At 68.3% G+C, this 13,616-nt stretch carries 12 protein-coding genes; 4 read left to right on the top strand and 8 right to left on the bottom strand.

The features are described 5' to 3' along the window. Positions 1-15: 15 nt before the first annotated feature. From paaC to paaA, 3 genes are read right to left on the bottom strand one after another with little or no spacing between them, the layout of a single operon-like run. A complete protein-coding gene (paaC, locus tag LVY72_RS16405; RefSeq protein ID WP_237822814.1) occupies positions 16-843 on the bottom strand; it encodes a 1,2-phenylacetyl-CoA epoxidase subunit PaaC in 828 nt (275 codons plus the stop codon). Then, entirely contained in the window at positions 840-1,172 is a 333-nt protein-coding gene (gene paaB / locus LVY72_RS16410) for a 1,2-phenylacetyl-CoA epoxidase subunit PaaB (protein ID WP_237823011.1), read from the bottom strand. The genes paaC and paaB overlap by 4 nt, the downstream gene beginning before the upstream one ends. Before the next feature lie 24 nt (positions 1,173-1,196). Then, positions 1,197-2,183: a 1,2-phenylacetyl-CoA epoxidase subunit PaaA gene (gene paaA, locus LVY72_RS16415; protein WP_237822816.1), complete on the bottom strand. Its 987-nt coding sequence runs from the start codon at positions 2,181-2,183 to the stop codon at positions 1,197-1,199. A 241-nt stretch (positions 2,184-2,424) separates the two neighbouring features. On the opposite strand from paaA, the gene LVY72_RS16420 reads away from it, so the two are divergent. The 4 genes from LVY72_RS16420 (at position 2,425) to LVY72_RS16435 (ending at position 7,200) form a co-directional block, all read left to right on the top strand. Continuing rightward, on the top strand, positions 2,425-4,635 hold the full coding sequence (locus LVY72_RS16420; RefSeq protein ID WP_372463722.1) for a S9 family peptidase: 2,211 nt from the start codon (positions 2,425-2,427) through the stop codon (positions 4,633-4,635). Positions 4,636-4,711: 76 nt separating this feature from the next. Then, positions 4,712-5,182, top strand: a complete 471-nt coding sequence (locus LVY72_RS16425) for a hotdog fold thioesterase (protein ID WP_237822818.1) — start codon at positions 4,712-4,714, stop codon at positions 5,180-5,182. Continuing rightward, complete coding sequence (paaK, locus tag LVY72_RS16430; protein WP_237822820.1) at positions 5,179-6,519, top strand: phenylacetate--CoA ligase PaaK; 1,341 nt, start codon at positions 5,179-5,181, stop codon at positions 6,517-6,519. Before LVY72_RS16425 ends, paaK begins: the two co-directional genes overlap by 4 nt. Before the next feature lie 51 nt (positions 6,520-6,570). Continuing rightward, positions 6,571-7,200, top strand: coding sequence for a TetR/AcrR family transcriptional regulator (locus LVY72_RS16435; protein ID WP_237822822.1), 630 nt, complete (start codon positions 6,571-6,573; stop codon positions 7,198-7,200). 88 nt (positions 7,201-7,288) lie between these two features. On the opposite strand, the gene paaZ is transcribed toward LVY72_RS16435, so the two are convergent. The 5 genes from paaZ to LVY72_RS16460 all read right to left on the bottom strand — a co-directional run bounded on the left by paaZ (position 7,289) and on the right by LVY72_RS16460 (position 13,410). After that, a complete protein-coding gene (paaZ, locus tag LVY72_RS16440; protein WP_237822824.1) occupies positions 7,289-9,361 on the bottom strand; it encodes a phenylacetic acid degradation bifunctional protein PaaZ in 2,073 nt (690 codons plus the stop codon). A gap of 438 nt (positions 9,362-9,799) precedes the next feature. After that, the gene (locus LVY72_RS16445) at positions 9,800-10,486 is read right to left on the bottom strand and encodes a tyrosine-protein phosphatase (RefSeq protein ID WP_237823015.1); all 687 of its coding nucleotides are present in this window, start codon (positions 10,484-10,486) and stop codon (positions 9,800-9,802) included. A 19-nt stretch (positions 10,487-10,505) separates the two neighbouring features. Beyond that, entirely contained in the window at positions 10,506-11,372 is an 867-nt protein-coding gene (locus tag LVY72_RS16450) for a 3-hydroxyacyl-CoA dehydrogenase family protein (protein ID WP_308190833.1), read from the bottom strand. Continuing rightward, positions 11,369-12,196 carry an enoyl-CoA hydratase/isomerase family protein gene (locus LVY72_RS16455; RefSeq protein WP_237822826.1) on the bottom strand — a complete coding sequence of 276 codons (828 nt, stop codon included), beginning with the start codon at positions 12,194-12,196 and terminating at the stop codon, positions 11,369-11,371. Before LVY72_RS16455 ends, LVY72_RS16450 begins: the two co-directional genes overlap by 4 nt. Further along, positions 12,196-13,410: a thiolase family protein gene (locus LVY72_RS16460; protein WP_237822828.1), complete on the bottom strand. Its 1,215-nt coding sequence runs from the start codon at positions 13,408-13,410 to the stop codon at positions 12,196-12,198. Before LVY72_RS16460 ends, LVY72_RS16455 begins: the two co-directional genes overlap by 1 nt. Between the last annotated feature and the right edge of the window lie 206 nt (positions 13,411-13,616).

The following is a 13,616-nucleotide window of genomic DNA, read 5'->3' on the forward strand; positions in this document are numbered from 1 at the left end:
GGCTGTGCCGGTCTCCTACCAGGTGGCGCCGGGATGTTCGCGGGCGACGACCTGCATCTCCGCCAGGAGGTAGCCCAGGTGCTCGCTGTGCCGGGTGCCGCGGTTGCCGGTCATGGCCGGCTGCACGTCCGGGACCTCCAGCGTGGCCTCGCCCAGGACCTGGGCCAGCAGCGCGTCGAAGGGAGCGCGCAGTTCCGAGGGGCGCACGGCCACGCCGGGCAGCCGCTCGATCAGCTCGTCGTCGACGAACAGCTCGTGCACGTACGGCCAGACGGAGTTCAGGCCCTCCTGCATGCGGCGGTGCGATTCCTCGGTGCCGTCGCCCAGGCGCAGCGTCCACTGGATGGCGTGGTCGCGGTGGTAGTCCACTTCCTTGAGCGACTTGGCCGCGATGGCCGCCAGGGTTTCGTCGGCCGAGTCCACCAGCCGCGAGTAGAGCTCGTGCTGGTAGATGGAGAAGACCAGCTGGCGCGCGATGGTCTTGCCGAAGTCACCGTTGGGCTGCTCGACCAGGAAGCAGGACCGGAATTCGCTCTCCTGGCGCCAGTAGGCCAGGTCGTCCTCGCTCTTGCCCCAGGCCGAGCCGGCGTAGGTCAGGAAGGACCGGGCGTGCCCGAGCAGGTCCAGGGCGACGTTGCCCAGGGCGATGTCCTCTTCGATTTCCGGAGCCCGCGAAATCCACCAGCTCAGGCGCTGGGCCAGGATCAATGCGTCGTCGCCGAGGCGGAGGGCGTATTCGGCCACATCCTCGGAAACCTTGGTGCCGGCAGCCACCTGTTCGGCGATGTCCTCCGGGCGCAGGGCGTTGCCCGGGGTGATGCGGGTTGCGCTTTCGCCGCTCACAGGTGCTTCACCCCTTCGCTCTTCTTGTAGTACATGGCATGGCGGTAGTCCTTGCCCTGCGGCGACTCGAAGAACGCCCCCTTGGCGTCCGGGTCGCTGGCCACAATGGCCGAGGCCGGGACCACCCAGAGGGAGACACCCTCGTTGCGCCGGGTGTACAGGTCGCGTGCATTGCGCACGGCCATCTCGGCATCCGGGGCATGGAGCGATCCGGCGTGTACGTGGGACAGGCCGCGTGCGGAACGGACGAAGACCTCCCACAGCGGCCAGGAGCTGCGGTCCACCGGGTGGGCCGCCTCGGCCGCCGGCGTCTTGGCCGAAGTGCTCATTGCTGTCTGGTCTGATGTTGCCATTTAGGCCACCTGTGCTTTCTGTGACTGCTTTGCGGCGTAGGCGGACGCGGCCTCGCGCACCCACGCACCGTTCTCGTGCGCCTCGCGGCGGCGTTCCATCCGCTGCGCGTTGCAGGGACCGCGGCCCTTGAGGACTTCGTAGAATTCGTTCCAGTCCAGCTCGCCGTATTCCCATTTGCCGGTTTCCTCGTTGAACCGGATCTGGTCATCGGGCAGGGTCAGGCCCAGGACCTTGACCTGCTCCTGGATCATGCCCACGAAGCGCTGGCGCAGCTCGTCGTTCGAGAACCGCTTGATGTTCCAGCGCATGGACTGCTGCGAGTTCGGCGATTCGTCGTCGTTCGGGCCGAACATCATCAGGGCCGGGGCGTAGAAGCGGTTGATGGCGTCCTGCGCCATCTGCTTCTGCGCCTCGGTGCCGTTGGCCAGCTCGAGCAGGATCTCGAAGCCCTGGCGCTGGTGGAAGGACTCTTCCTTGCACACGCGCACCATCGCCCGGCCGTAGGGGCCGTAGGAGGCCCGGCAGAGCGGCACCTGGTTGACGATCGCGGCGCCGTCGACCAACCAGCCGATCGCCCCCATGTCCGCCCAGGTCAGGGCCGGATAGTTGAAGATCGAGGAGTACTTGGCCTTGCCTGTCAGCAGCTGGTCGAAGAGCTCCTCGCGCGGGGTGCCCAGCGTCTCGGCCGCGGAATAGAGGTACAGGCCGTGGCCCGCCTCGTCCTGCACCTTGGCCATCAGGATCGCCTTGCGCTTGAGCGACGGGGCGCGGGTGATGAAGTTGGCCTCCGGCTGCATGCCGATGATCTCCGAATGCGCATGCTGGGAAATCTGCCGGGTCAGGGTCTTGCGGTATCCCTCGGGCATCCAGTCCGCCGGCTCGATCCGCGAGTCGTCGGCGATGATCTTGTCGAAGTACGCCTGACCGGCCTGGTCCTCTTCGGACCCAACCGCATGCAGGTCACGCACATCCGTCTGCGTTGCCATGGTGGCCACCTCACTGTGTGGATTGGAAGCTTGGAAATATTTACCGACCGTTCGTTCAGGATATAGTCCCGCAGAAGCCCCGTCAAGAACAGCGGCGCCCACCCCGGGCCCGGACCTGCCCTTCCCCAGGCCCCCGGAACTTGGGCGGGATAGTTGTCGTTTTGGCGGGTCATAACAGCATCTATCCCGCCCAAGTTCCGGTAGTGGGGCGGGCCGCTGGGCCGGTCTATATATTGGTGCCATGATGCACACCGCCGATACCGCCGCCCTGCCTGCCGACGACGGTGCGTCCCGCTTGGCCGCGGCGCACCCTCCCGTCCCGCGGAAAGCGCCGGTCGAACGGCGCCACCACGGCGACGTCTTCGTGGACAACTACGAATGGCTGCGGGCCAAGGAGGATCCCGCCGTCGTCGCCCATTTGGAGGCGGAAAACGCCTACACCGAGGCGGTGACCGGGCACCAGCAGCCGCTGCGCGAGGCGATCTTCAACGAGATCAGGAGCCGCACGCAGGAGACCGACCTCTCCGTGCCGATGCGCAAGGACGGCTGGTGGTACTACAACCGGATGCAGGAGGGCAAGCAGTACGCCATCCACTGCCGCGTGCAGGCCCGGGACACCGGGGACCTGGCCGCGGACTGGACGCCCCCGCAGGTGGATCCGGGCACCGCGGTCCCCGGCGAACAGCTGCTGCTCGACGGCAATGCCGAGGCGGAAGGCATGCCCTTCTTTGCGCTCGGCGGCACGGCCGTGACCAAGGACGGGAACCTTTTCGCCTATGCGGTGGACAACTCCGGGGACGAACGGTTCACCCTGCGGATCAAGGACCTGCGCAGCGGGCAGCTGCTGCCGGACGTAGTGGAGAACGTCTTCTACTCACCGGCCTTCTCCCCCGACGGCAGCCGCGTCTTCTACACCGTGGTGGACCAGACCTGGCGCCCGCATCAGGTGAAATGCCATGTCCTGGGCACCTCGGTGGAGGCCGACACGGTCATCCACCAGGAAGACGACCCGGCGATGTGGACCGGTTTCGACCTCTCCGCGGACCGCCGCCACCTGGTGGTCTCAATCAGCTGCTCGGAGTACAGCGAGACTCGATTGCTGGACTTCGCGGACCAGGACTCCGGCCTGCGCACGCTGATTCCCCGCGCCGAACGCATCCTCTACGACGCCGAGCCGTTCCTGCTGGACGGCCGGCAGATGGTGCTGCTGACGCACAACAAGGACGCGGTCAATTCGATGGTCTCGCTCGCGGCCCTGGCGGAGTTCGACAAGCCGGTGGCCGAGCAGGAGTGGGCCACCGTGGTGGCGCACGACGACGCCGTGCGCGTCAACGGCGCCGGCGTCACCGCCAGCCACGTAGTGCTGTCGGTGCGCAAGGACACCATCGAACGGGTCCAGGCCATCCCGCTGGCCGGGCTGGGCACCGGTGCTCAGGCCGCCCCGGCGGAGCCCGGCTTCGACGAGCAGCTGTTCACCGCCGGCTTCTCGGGCTCGGACTACGAGGCTCCGGTGGTCCGCCTCAGCTACACTTCCTTCTTCACTCCGCCGCGCGTCTACGACTACGAGCTGGCCACAGGCCGGCTGTGGCTGCGCAAGGAGACCCCGGTGCTGGGCGGCTACGACCGCAGCGCCTACGTGGCCGGACGCGAATGGGCCACGGCGCAGGACGGGACCAGGATTCCGCTCTCCGTGCTGCGCCGCGCCGGCGTGCGGCAGGACGGTTCGAACCCCGCCCTCGTCTATGCCTACGGCAGCTACGAGCACAGCATGGATCCGTGGTTCAGCACCGCGCGGCTGTCGCTGCTGGACCGCGGCGTCGTGATGGTCATCGCCCACGTCCGCGGCGGCGGCGAAATGGGCCGGAAGTGGTACGACGACGGCAAGAAGCTGCGGAAGAAGAACACCTTCACCGACTTCGTGGACGCCACCGACTGGCTGGCCGCCTCCGGATGGGCCGACCCGGCGCGGATCGCCGCCATGGGCGGCTCGGCCGGCGGCCTGCTGATGGGGGCGGTGGCCAATCTGGCGCCCGAAAAGTATGCGGCGATCCTGGCCCAGGTGCCGTTCGTGGACCCCCTGACCTCGATCCTTGACCCGGAGCTGCCGCTCTCGGCCCTGGAGTGGGAGGAATGGGGCAATCCGATCGAGGACCCCGCGGTGTATGCCTACATGAAGTCCTACAGCCCGTACGAGAACATCCGGCCGGTGCCGTATCCGCGGATCGCCGCGGTGACCAGCTTCAACGACACCCGCGTGCTCTATGTGGAGCCGGCCAAGTGGGTAGCCCGGCTGAGGGAGCTGGGCACCGGCAGCGAGCCGGTCGTGCTCAAGACCGAGATGGACGCCGGCCACGGCGGCGCCTCCGGCCGCTACGAGGCCTGGAAGGACGCCGCCTGGGATTATGCCTTCGTACTCGACGCGCTCTGCGCCGTCAAACCGGTGAACGTCTAACCCCCGGCAACTTGACAGGGGCCGCCCCGGGGGTATTACCTAATGAACATTCGGTATATAAAGTGAGAGGCCTCACATGACCGGCATTGATGTCGAAACTGCCCCCGCACCGGCCCCGGTGCACCCTGCCTTTGTCAACGACCAGGCTGCCCGCTGGCTGGGCGTCGAAGTCGTACGCGCCGAGTTTGGCGACGTCGTGATCCGGATGACCATCCGCGACGAGATGCTCAACGGCTTTGGCATGGCCCAGGGCGGGATGATCTTCGCGTTCGCGGACGTGGCGTTCGCCTTGGCGTGCAATGACCCGCACGGCGACGGCAGCACGCTCACGGTGGCCAGCGGCGTCGACATTAATTTCCTGAACCCCGGATTCGCAGGCCGGCAGCTCACCGCAACGGCCCGGCTGATCGGCCAGTCCGGACGCAGCGGGCTGTTCGATATCCAGGTCACCCAGGAAACGGCCGGCGGCGAAGCCACCGTCCTCGCCGAAGCGCGCGGCCGCTCCCGCACCATTCCCACCCCCGTAGCACCAAGGACCGCTGAATGAACATCACTGCCGGAACCAAGGCCCGCAAATCCACCCCCGCCGAGCCGGAGACCCTCGATCCCGAGGAGCTGATGAGCCGCGACGAACTGGAGGCCCTGCAGCTGCAGCGCCTGCAGCACACTGTGGCGTACGCGTACGAGCGGGTGCCGATGTACAAGCAGAAGTTCGACGACGCCGGCGTGCACCCGTCGGACCTGAAGGAACTGGCCGATCTGGGCAAGTTCCCCTACACCGACAAGGAAGACCTGCGCCAGAATTACCCGTTCGGGATGTTCGCCGTGCCGCAGCAGGAAGTGGCCCGCATCCATGCCTCCTCCGGCACCACCGGCCGGGCCACCGTCGTCGGCTACACCAAGGGCGACCTGGAGCGCTGGGAAACCCTCTTCGCCCGCTCGCTGCGCGCCTCCGGCGTCAAGCGCGGCTGGAAGGTCCACAACGCCTACGGCTACGGCCTGTTCACCGGCGGCCTGGGCGCCCACTACGGCGCCGAGAAGCTCGGCTGCACCGTGATCCCGATGTCCGGCGGCCAGACCGAGAAGCAGATCCAGCTGATCCAGGACTTCGAGCCGGACGCGATCCTGTGCACCCCGACCTACCTGCTGACCATCGTGGACGCAATGGAACAGCGCGGCATCGACCCGGCCGGCACCTCGCTGAAGGTCGCGGTACTCGGCGCCGAGCCTTGGACCGAGGAGATGCGCCACGAGCTCGAAACCAAGCTCGACATCGACGCCTGCGACATCTACGGCCTCTCCGAGGTCATGGGCCCGGGCGTGGCCGGCGAGTGCATCGACTACAAGGACGGTTCAACCATCTGGGAGGACCACTTCCGCCCCGAGATCGTCGACCCGCTGACCAACACCGTGCTGCCTGACGGGGAGCCCGGCGAACTGGTCTTCACCTCGCTGACCAAGGAGGCCATGCCGGTCATCCGCTACCGCACCCACGACCTGACCCGGCTGCTGCCGGGCACCGGGCGGCCGAACATGCGCCGGATCGGACGGATCACCGGCCGGTCCGACGACATGATCATCCTGCGCGGGGTGAACCTGTTCCCGACCCAGATCGAGGAGATCGCGCTGCGGATCCCGGGCCTGAGCCCGCACTTCGTGCTCGAGATCACCCGCCCGCACCGGATGGACGAGCTGACCGTGAAGATCGAACGGCGGGAGGACTGCAGCACCGAAACCGCCGCCGCGGCCGCCAAGGACCTGCAGAAGCAGATCAAGATCCATGTCGGCTCCTCCTGCCGGATCGAGATCGCCGAACCCGGCACCCTGGCCCGCTCCAGCGGCAAGCTCCGCCGCATCTACGACCTGCGCAACCAGGGAGCGTAGCCCGGCACGGCCGTGCCTATCCGACCGAACGTTCGTGGAAGAATGAAAGCCATGCCTACCTCGAAGATCCCAGAGACCGCACGCCGCGGCCGGCCCGGCTACGACCAGCAGTCCGTGCTGAGCGTGGCGGTCACGGTCTTCAACAAGCATGGCTACGAGGCCACCTCGATGGGGATCCTGGCCGAAAACCTGGGCATCTCCAAGAGCGCCATCTACCACCATGTTCCGTCCAAGGGGGACCTGCTGCGGCTGGCCCTGGACGAGGCGCTGGATTCGCTCGAAGCCATCCTGGAGCAGCCCGGCGCCTCGTCCGGACGGGCCGACGCACGGCTGGAGTACGTCCTGCGCAGCACCATCCGGGTGCTGACCGAGAAGCTGCCCTACGTGACCCTGCTGCTGCGGCTTCGCGGCAACACGGAGATCGAGCGCAGCGCCCTGGAGCGCAGGCGCGCCTTCGACCGGCAGGTGGCCGACCTGGTGGAGGCGGCCCGGGCCGAGGGCTCGCTGCGCAGCGACATCGATCCGCGGACCACCACGCGGCTGCTCTTCGGTACCATCAACTCGATCGTGGAGTGGTACAAGCCCGGCGGCAAGCTGACCGCTGAGAAGCTCGCGGACGACATGCTGAGCATGATCTTCGACGGGCTGCACCTGCCGACGGCGGCCCGCATCCTGGCCTGACCCCGCCCGCATCCCGCCCCTCCCTCGGGTCGATGTACACAGCAAGGGCGGCCCCGCGGGGCCGCCCTTGCTGTGTACCGGGCTCCTGCTACTTGGCCACGAGGGTCAGCACGTCGTAGGTGGCGACGATCTCGTCATTCTGGTTCGTCAGCACGGTATCCCAGGCGACCTCGCCGTATTCGTCCGTCTCGCGCGGGGTGATCTTCTTGGCGGTGATCGTCACGCGGATGGAGTCGCCCGCGGCCACCGGGGTGATGAAGCGCGCGTCATCCAGCCCGTAGTTGGCCAGCACCGGTCCCGGCTCGGGCGAGACGAACAACCCGGCGGCCCAGGACAGCAGCAGGTAGCCGTGGGCGACAATTCCGGGGAAGAACGGATTGGCGGCGGCCGCTTCCTGGTTGGTGTGGGCGTAGAAGGTATCCCCGGTCTCGTTCGCGAACGCGGTGATGTCCTTGAGCGTGACCTGGCGCAGTTCGGACCGGAAGGCATCGCCGATCTTCAGCTCGTAGAGGCTCTTGCGGAAGGGATGCACGTCGCCGAAGTTCTGGTCCGCGCCCGTGTGCCAGACGCCGGTGACGGCAGTGAGCATATTGGGCGAGCCCTGGATCGCGGTGCGCTGCATGTGGTGCAGCACCGAGCGGATACCGCCCAGCTCCTCGCCGCCGCCGGCCCGGCCGGGGCCGCCGTGGATCAGGTGCGGCACCGGTGAGCCGTGGCCGGTGGAGGTTTTGGCGTCCTCGCGGTTGAGCACCAGCACGCGGCCGTGGTGCGCCGCGATGCCGGTGACCAGCTGCTGGGCCACGGCAGGGTCATTGGTGGCCACGGTGGCCACCAGTGACCCGGCGCCCTTGGCCGCCAGCCGGACGGCGTCGTCGAGGTCCTCGTAGCCGATGACGGAGGACACCGGGCCGAAGGCCTCCAGCGAATGCACCGCGTCGGCATCCGCATCGGCCCAAGTGAGCAGGAGAGGCGACATAAAGGCCCCGTCCTCGACGACGCCGACGGCGCCGTCCGCCTGCTTGGCCTGGGGCGAATCCAGCGTGCCGTAGGCCAGTTCGCCGCCGGCGTCCAGCATCGACTGCACCGCAGCGCGCACGTCCGCCAGCTGCTCCAGCGAGGCGAGCGCACCCATGGTCACCCCTTCGGCCCGGGGATCGCCGACGACGACGCGTTCGTTGATCCGGGCGCCGACGGCGGCGACGACGTCGTCCACCACCGCGCGGGGCACGATCGCACGTCGGATGGAGGTGCACTTCTGCCCGGCCTTGGCCGTCATCTCAGTGACCAGCGACTTCACGAAGGCGTCGAACTCGGGGGTGCCGGGAACCGCGTCCGGACCCAGGATCGCCGCATTGAGCGAGTCCGCCTCGGAGGTGAAGCGGACCCCGCCGCGGGCCACGTTCGGATGGGCCTTGAGCATGTTGGCGGTGCCGGCCGAGCCGGTGAAGGATACCGCGTCGCGGTAGTCCAGATGGTCCAGCAGGTCCCGGGCGGAGCCGGAGACCAGCTGCAGCGATCCTGCCGGCAGGATGTTGGACTCGATGATGAACTTCACCGCGGCCGCGGCCACGTATCCGGTGGGCGTGGCCGGCTTCACGATGGTGGGCACGCCGGCGATGAAGGCCGGGGCGAACTTCTCCAGCATGCCCCAGATCGGGAAGTTGAAGGCGTTGATCTGCACTGCCACGCCCGGGATCCGGGTATAGATGTGTTCGCCGACGAAGGAACCGTCCTTGGCGAGCCGTTCGGCCGGGCCGTCCACGATGACCTGGGCGTTGGGCAGTTCGCGCCGGCCCTTGGAACCGAAGGTGAACAGCACGCCGATGCCGCCGTCGACGTCGATCAGGTTGTCGATCTTCGTCGCCCCGGTCCGGTGCGAGAGCTCATAGAGCGCCTCGCGGCGGCCGTTGAGGTACTGGGCCAGCTCCTTGAGCTTCAGCGCCCGCTGATGGAAGGTCAGCTTTCCGAGCCCGGCCTGGCCCACGGTGCGGCCGTGCTCGACCACGGCGGCCAGGTCCAGGCCTTCGGTGCTGACCTTGGCAATGACGGCGCCGGTGCTGGCATCGCGCACGTCGGTGCCGGCCACCTCCCCCTCGGGGGTCCACCAGGCATCCTGCACAAAGCTCGGGACAATCTCGACACCAACAGCGGTAGAGGTCATCGTTGACAGCCTTTCCTTCCCCGCCCCGGCCTACTCACGGCCCGCGCGGTACATTCTGGACATCGAACCGGACAGACATACTGACACATACATACTGAACGATCGGTCGGTAACATATCTAGCCTACATGACCGTGCCGCCGGACACAGCGGGGAGGTCCGGGAATTTCCGGCTCGCGGCATATGCCGTCAGGCGCGCCAGTATAGGCGTGGCAGGCAGACAAGTCGAGAGGCCGGAGGCCTGTAATGTGTCGGTCCCACCGGGTACCTTGGGCATATCGGCCCGTTACAGGGCCGGGCACCGGACTTTGGGGGCCGGATCCCGCGCCATCTGGCCAGCGGGCCGGGCCGGTGCCGGATGCGCCGGTGGCGGTGGCAGTTGGGGGATTGCCGCCGCCACCGGCGACACCGTTTTGCCGCCGGCAGCACGACGGCGGGTTCAGGCCATCCGCCGGCGCAGGCACCCGATCTCCCGGGCTGTCACGCCGGCGGCCAGCAGGTAGGCTTCGGCGTCGAGCCCTTCCAGCGCGGCGAGGAACGCAGCGCGGGTGTCCGCAATCCGCTCGCGCAGCTCATCCTCGGCCAAGTACCGTTCCGTCGGGTGCGGGTACGGACTGATCCGGTGCCACTCGTTGATGCCCCGCAGCCCCGCCACATAGTGGTCCGCATTGGCTTGGACGGTGGCTCCGGCCAGCTGCAGCAGCAGCATGGAAACCAGGCCGGTCCGGTCCCGCCCGGCGGAGCAGTTGATCACGACGGCGCCGCGGGCGGCGGCCAGTGCCCGGAACACCTCCGCGATCCGGTCCGGGAACAGGCGCAGGCAGTCCAGGTAGGACCGCGGGTGTGCCATGTAGCGGCCGAACACCGCGTCGAACTGCTCGTGCGCGGGGTCCTCGGTGGGCCGGTGCAGGACGGTGAAACAGGCCAGGGCCTCGGGCGGCACCGCGGGATCGGTGGGCCGGCGGGTCCGTTCGCCGTCGTTGCGCAGGTCCACCAGGGTGCGCACGCCGTCGTCGTACGCCTGCTGCCAGCCGCGCACGGTCAGCCACTCCGAACGGCCCATCCGGTAGATATCACCGGCCAGCAGCCGGGCGTTGACGGCGCCTTCCCACCGCACTTCCTTCATCACCCGCGGTGCCTCCGGTTTACTGCCAGTCGAAGAAACCCTTGCCGCTCTTGCGGCCTAGTTCGCCCCGGGCCACCTTGTCGCGCAGGATCTGCGGCGGCGCGAAGCGCTCCCCCAGCGTCGAGGCCAGGTACTCCGCAATGCCCAGCCGCACGTCCAGGCCCACGATGTCGGTGGTCTTCAGCGGTCCCACCGGATGCTTGTAGCCGAGCACCATCGCGGCGTCGATATCCTCGGCCGATGCCACGCCCTCCTCGACCATCCGCATGGCCTCGAGGGCGATCGCCACCCCGAGGCGGGAGGAGGCGAAGCCCGGGGCGTCATGGACGACGACGGCGGTCTTGGCAAGTGCCTCGACCCAGGCCTTGGCGGCGGCGGCCAGCTCGGGCGACGTCTCCTGCGCCAGTACCACCTCGACCAGCAGCGAAGCCGGGACCGGGTTGAAGAAGTGCAGGCCGCAGAAGTTCGCCGGCCGCTGCAGGGTTTCGGCCAGCTTGGCCACCGACAGCGACGACGTGTTGGTCGCCAGCCAGGCCGAGGGCGCCAACTGCTCCTCGACAGCCTTCAGCGCGGCGGATTTGAGCTCGAAGTCTTCCGGAACTGCCTCGACCACGAGGCCGCACGAGCCGAAGTCCGCATAGTCGGTGGAGACGTCCAGCCGCTGGGCCCAGACATCCAGGTTCCCGTCGATGGCGCCGCGTTCGAGCGACTTGGCCAGCGAACTTTCCACCCGCTCCCGGGCGCCGGCTGCTGCCTGCTCGTCGCGCTCCACGACGACGACTTCGGCGCCGGCGAGCAGGAAGGCATGGGCGATGCCCGCACCCATCCGGCCGCCGCCGAGCACGCCGACCTTCGCGGGGACTGCGGTATTTACTGTTGCGCTCACTGTCGGGCCTCCTGCTGGGTCTGGTCCTGGGCCGCCCGGGCGGCGGCCTTTGCGGCCTTACGGGCCGCGTTCTTGTCGAGAAAGGCCTGCATGCGGTCGAACTTGGCCTGGGATTCGAAGAGGATGCCCTGGGCCAGCTGGTCGATCACCGGGTGCGCCTCGACGGGCGCGTGGAACACACTCTTGGTGATGCGTACCGCCAGCGGATCCTGCAGGCCGATCCGGTCCGCGAGCTCATGTGCCGCCTGCAGGAGGTCCTCGGACGGGTGGATCTCGGTGATCAGGTGGACGGCCTTGGCCTCCTCGGCACCGAGCACCTTGCCCGCGAGCAGGATCTCCTTGGCCACCGGCTCGCCGACCAGTTCGCGCAGCCGCCACGAGGCACCGGCGGCGGCCAGGATGCCCAGGCCGGTCTCCGGGTTGCCGATCTTCAGCGTCGGGGTGCCGATGCGGAAGTCCGCGGCATAGGCCAGCTCGGCCCCGCCGCCGAGCGCGTAGCCGTCCAGCGCCGCGATGACCGGCATGGGCAGCTGGGCGATGCGCACGAAGATGCCCGAATTAATGCCCATCAGGGCGTCTTCGCGGCGGCGCTCGCGCAGCTGGGCGATGTCGGCCCCGGAGGCGAACACCCCGGCGGTGCCGGACAGGATCATGATCCGGGGCGTTTTTTCCAGCACTGCGCAGACCTCGTGCAGTTCGTCGACCATCTGCTGGTCGATGGCGTTGCGGACCTCGGGCCGGTTCAGCCGGACATGGATCCGGTCCGGCCGGTCGTCGGACTCGTCGATGAGCAGGGTCTGGAAGCTGCTGTCCAGGAAGAGCATCAGGCGAGCTCGACGATCATCGAGGTGCCCTGGCCCACGCCCACGCACATGGTGGCCAGGCCGTGCCGCGCGCCTTCGCGCTCCATCCGGCCCAGCAGCGTGATCGCGATGCGGGACCCGGAGGATCCCAGCGGATGGCCGAGCGCGATCGCCCCGCCGTCGTTGTTCACGATGCCCTGGTCGAGACCGAGCCGGCGCATAACGGCCAGCGACTGGGTGGCGAACGCCTCGTTCAGTTCGACGGCGCCGATCGCATCCAGGGACAGGCCGGCCTTGGCCAGCACCTTCTGCGTGGCCGGCACCGGCCCGATGCCCATAACCTCGGGCGCAACGCCGGCGGAAGCACCCTCGACCACGCGGGCGCGCGGGGTCAGGCCGAACTTCTTCACGGCCGCCTCGGAGGCCACCACGATGGCGGAGGCGCCGTCGTTGAGCGAACTGGAGTTGCCCGCGGTGACGATGCCGCCGGGCTTGACCACCGGGCGCAGCCCGGCCAGCACCTCGAGGCTGGTCCCGGGGCGCGGCCCCTCGTCCGTGTCCACCATGGTCGTCTGGCCCTTGCGGCCGTGGACGGCCACCGGCACGATTTCTTCCTTGAACCGTCCGCCCTCGATGGCGGCGATGGCCCGTTCGTGGGAGCGGACCGCAAACGCGTCCGCATCCTCGCGGCTGATGTTATCCACCGCAGCGACCTCCTCGGCCGTCTCCGGCATGGAGTAGGTCATCTTGCCGCCGCGGGCCAGATCCCCGTGGGTGAAGTGGTGGTTGACGAAGCGCCAGCCGATCGAGGTGTCGAAGACCTCGCCGGGCTTGGCAAAGGCCTTCGCCGGCTTCTCCATCACCCACGGCGCGCGGCTCATCGATTCCACACCACCGGCGACAACGATGTCCGCGGCGCCGGACTTGACCATCTGGGACGCCATGATGATCGCGCTCAGGCCCGAGGCGCAGAGCCGGTTCACGGTGATGCCCGGCACGTGGTCGGGGAAGCCGGCCAGCAGCCAGGCCATGCGGGCCACGTTGCGGTTCTCCTCGCCGGCACCGTTGGCGTTGCCGAGGATGACCTCTTCGACGGCGTCCGGATCGACGCCGGCCCGCATCACGGCTTCCTTGACGGCCACTGCAGCCAGATCATCCGGGCGGACCGACGACAGTGCCCCTCCATAGCGTCCAACCGGGGTGCGCGCCCCGCCAATCAGGAATGCCTCAGCCATTGAATTTCCCTCGCGTCTGAACTTCGTAATTTGGATCGCGGAACACCGGCGCCGTAGCCGAAATTACCGACCGACCGTTCTATAAAGAATCCCACGGCGGGCAGGAGGGGTCAACCGAAGGCCCGGACCGGCCGTAATACCGGCGTGGCCCGCCGGGATCACCGGCACCGGACCGGACGGACAGGGCAACGCTTCGGGCGGCCGTC

It is taken from the genome of Arthrobacter hankyongi (assembly GCF_022012395.1).
GTDB classification, from domain to species: Bacteria; Actinomycetota; Actinomycetes; order Actinomycetales; family Micrococcaceae; genus Crystallibacter; species Crystallibacter hankyongi.

Bases quoted from the DNA above. Each gene is read 5' to 3' on its own strand.
- LVY72_RS16435 (WP_237822822.1), top strand. From the start codon at position 6,571: ATGCCTACCTCGAAGATCCCAGAGACCGCACGCCGCGGCCGGCCCGGC.
- LVY72_RS16460 (WP_237822828.1), bottom strand. From the start codon at position 13,410: ATGGCTGAGGCATTCCTGATTGGCGGGGCGCGCACCCCGGTTGGACGC.
- paaA (WP_237822816.1), bottom strand. From the start codon at position 2,183: ATGGCAACGCAGACGGATGTGCGTGACCTGCATGCGGTTGGGTCCGAA.
- paaZ (WP_237822824.1), bottom strand. From the start codon at position 9,361: ATGACCTCTACCGCTGTTGGTGTCGAGATTGTCCCGAGCTTTGTGCAG.
- LVY72_RS16425 (WP_237822818.1), top strand. From the start codon at position 4,712: ATGACCGGCATTGATGTCGAAACTGCCCCCGCACCGGCCCCGGTGCAC.
- LVY72_RS16420 (WP_372463722.1), top strand. From the start codon at position 2,425: ATGATGCACACCGCCGATACCGCCGCCCTGCCTGCCGACGACGGTGCG.
- LVY72_RS16445 (WP_237823015.1), bottom strand. From the start codon at position 10,486: ATGAAGGAAGTGCGGTGGGAAGGCGCCGTCAACGCCCGGCTGCTGGCC.
- LVY72_RS16455 (WP_237822826.1), bottom strand. From the start codon at position 12,196: ATGCTCTTCCTGGACAGCAGCTTCCAGACCCTGCTCATCGACGAGTCC.
- paaK (WP_237822820.1), top strand. From the start codon at position 5,179: ATGAACATCACTGCCGGAACCAAGGCCCGCAAATCCACCCCCGCCGAG.
- paaB (WP_237823011.1), bottom strand. From the start codon at position 1,172: ATGAGCACTTCGGCCAAGACGCCGGCGGCCGAGGCGGCCCACCCGGTG.